This is a genomic window from Metabacillus fastidiosus NBRC 101226 (assembly GCF_001591625.1).
Lineage (GTDB): Bacteria > Bacillota > Bacilli > Bacillales > Bacillaceae > Metabacillus > Metabacillus fastidiosus.
This window is the reverse complement of the sequence record NZ_BCVG01000198.1, coordinates 1-2,774: the sequence shown is the minus strand read 5'-3', so window position 1 is coordinate 2,774 and position 2,774 is coordinate 1. Positions and strand designations below refer to the sequence as shown.

Genomic DNA, 2,774 nt, shown 5'->3' with positions numbered 1-2,774 from the left:
ACTTCACTTCCTCGAATTACTAGAACTTTGAAGGGGGAGTCTTACTGCCCGTTAAGACTGGGATAAATGTTACTTAACTTTTCAACATAAGATAATAAAATTGAATGACGGATTTCAGCAGATTTTATGTTGTACTTTTATAAATATACAGTGGAATTTCAAATTTCCTTTATATAAATTAAAGCACTATTAAAAATGAAAACATAAGTTTTTTTAAAAAAGAACATACTTAAAATAAGGAGGTGCTTTATTCGATGTCAGATGAAAAAGAGAAGAAGCAGGAGAATCATAAAGAAACAAAAAATGAGCAGAAAGCGTCACTGGTCGGTAAAGTGGCAGTAATTGGTTTTGCTGGGGGTGTTTTTTGGGGCTTGCTTGCTTATTTAGCATATATATTGAATCTTACAGAAATTAGTCCGAATCTTATTCTTCAGCCATTTATTCTCGGTCAGTGGAAGAATGGGACGATGGGGAATATAATTGGTATTATCGTACTTGGTATTTTATCAATTGGTGCTGCTTTCGTTTATTATGTATTATTAAAACGATTTAAATCAATGTATATTGGAATTTTATTCGGTTTATTATTATTTGGTCTCGTCTTCTTTGTATTAAATCCAATTTTCCCTAATTTGAAATCTGTTGCTGAGCTGCAAAGATCAACGATTGTCACAACAGTCTGCATTTACATATTATATGGTTTATTTGTAGGTTACTCCATTTCTTTTGAATATAATGAATTAAATATTGAAAGATGACATAAAAGTATTCATGATGAGTGATCTAAAAAATTGTGATAGAATGTTCTTTACACGAGCATTCTTTTTCTGTTTGTAGATTATGGTAAATAACTATAACTGTTTTTAAGCCATTAGATAAGGGGATGATTTAATGAAGTTAACGAAACTTCGTAATCGTTTTTCTGAATTACATATTGACGGAATGATTATTACAAGTGAATTTAACAGAAGATATATGACTGGTTTTACAGGTACTGCTGGCATTGCGGTTATATCTGAAGATAGAGCGGTGTTTATTACTGATTTCCGTTATGTGGAACAAGCGAATAATCAAGTAGAGGGATTTGAAGTAATTGAACATAAAGGTCCTATTATTGAAGAAGTTGCTAACCAAGTAAAAAATCTTGGTATTAAAAAATTAGGATTTGAAGAAGATCATCTTACATATCGCGAATACAGTTTATATGCTAAAGAAATCAAGACTGCTGAACTGCTTCCAGTATGTGGAGCGGTTGAAAAGTTACGCTTGATTAAGTCGAAAACAGAGATTAAGATATTAAAGGAAGCTGCCGATATTGCGGATGCGACATATAAACATATTTTAACATTTGTTAGACAGGGCTTAACAGAAGTTGAAGTAGCGAATGAACTGGAGTTTTTTATGCGAAAAAATGGTGCAGCATCTTCTTCTTTTGATATTATCGTTGCTTCAGGCTATCGTTCTGCTCTCCCGCATGGAGTTGCGACTGATAAGGTGATTGAAAAAGGGGATTTTGTTACACTTGATTTTGGTGCATACTATAAAGGTTACTGCTCTGATATTACAAGAACTTTTGCAGTTGGTGAACCGAGTGTGGAGTTAAAGAAAATCTATTCTATCGTCCAAGAAGCACAGCTTCGAGGCATGAACGGGATAAAGCCGGGAATGACTGGTAAACAGGCAGATGCATTAACTCGTGATTACATTAATGAGCAAGGTTATGGTAAATTTTTCGGACATTCGACTGGCCACGGTTTAGGAATGGAAGTACATGAAGGGCCGACATTATCTATTAAATCTGATACGATTTTGCAGCCGGGAATGGTTGTTACGGTTGAACCGGGTATTTATGTTGGTGGACTCGGTGGAGTGAGAATTGAAGATGATACGGTTATTACAGAAAGCGGAAATGAATCGTTGACACATTCACCGAAAGATTTGATTGTCTTATAATCTGTTATATGTCGAAAGTATTCGAGAAACTATGCAGCAGTTATTTTTAGGAGGAACTATATAATGATTTCAGTAAACGAATTTCGTACAGGATTAACAATTGAAGTTGACAATGCTATTTGGCGTGTAATGGACTTCCAACACGTGAAACCGGGAAAAGGGGCTGCATTCGTACGTTCTAAACTTCGTAATCTTCGTACTGGAGCTGTTCAAGAGAAAACATTCCGTGCTGGCGAGAAGGTAGCAAGAGCACAAATTGAAACACATAAAATGCAATATTTATATGCAAATGGCGATCAGCATGTATTCATGGATACAGAATCTTATGAACAGCTTGAATTGCCTGCAACACAAATCGAGTACGAACTTAAATTCTTAAAAGAAAATATGGAAGTAAGCATGATGATGTTCCAAAGTGAAACACTTGGTGTGGAATTACCTAATAGTGTTACTTTAGAAGTAACACAAACAGAGCCTGGTATTAAAGGTGATACTGCTTCAGGCGGATCAAAGCCGGCAACTATGGAAACTGGTTTAGTCGTTCAAGTTCCATTCTTCATTAATGAAGGAGATCAGCTTATTATTAATACAACTGAAGGAACTTACGTTTCAAGAGCGTAATATCCAATCAAATTTTATTTCCTTTTGACTCATCCATTCGCAAGCTCTTTTCAGATGAAAGTGAATGAGATGAGCCGGAAAATCGTGCACTATACTCAGTTTCCACTGAATATATGGTGTATTAATTCAGGTCTATATAGGGATTGAATCTAATTATTAGGTTCAATCCCTTTTTTTATCCCAGCCTTAATGAGCAGTAA

3 protein-coding genes are annotated in these 2,774 nt (G+C 35.0%); all 3 read left to right on the top strand.

The features are described from left to right. The first annotated feature begins 254 nt into the window (after positions 1-254). The 3 genes from BFA01S_RS21275 to efp all read left to right on the top strand — a co-directional run bounded on the left by BFA01S_RS21275 (position 255) and on the right by efp (position 2,574). Positions 255-758 carry a YqhR family membrane protein gene (locus BFA01S_RS21275; protein WP_066235607.1) on the top strand — a complete coding sequence of 168 codons (504 nt, stop codon included), beginning with the start codon at positions 255-257 and terminating at the stop codon, positions 756-758. A 133-nt stretch (positions 759-891) separates the two neighbouring features. Then, positions 892-1,953 (top strand): M24 family metallopeptidase, encoded by a 1,062-nt coding sequence (locus BFA01S_RS21270; RefSeq protein ID WP_066235605.1) that lies wholly within the window; start codon positions 892-894, stop codon positions 1,951-1,953. A gap of 63 nt (positions 1,954-2,016) precedes the next feature. Beyond that, positions 2,017-2,574 (top strand): elongation factor P, encoded by a 558-nt coding sequence (efp, locus tag BFA01S_RS21265; protein WP_066235602.1) that lies wholly within the window; start codon positions 2,017-2,019, stop codon positions 2,572-2,574. Positions 2,575-2,774: the final 200 nt, after the last annotated feature.

Bases quoted from the DNA above. Each gene is read 5' to 3' on its own strand.
- BFA01S_RS21275 (WP_066235607.1), top strand. From the start codon at position 255: ATGTCAGATGAAAAAGAGAAGAAGCAGGAGAATCATAAAGAAACAAAA.
- BFA01S_RS21270 (WP_066235605.1), top strand. From the start codon at position 892: ATGAAGTTAACGAAACTTCGTAATCGTTTTTCTGAATTACATATTGAC.
- efp (WP_066235602.1), top strand. From the start codon at position 2,017: ATGATTTCAGTAAACGAATTTCGTACAGGATTAACAATTGAAGTTGAC.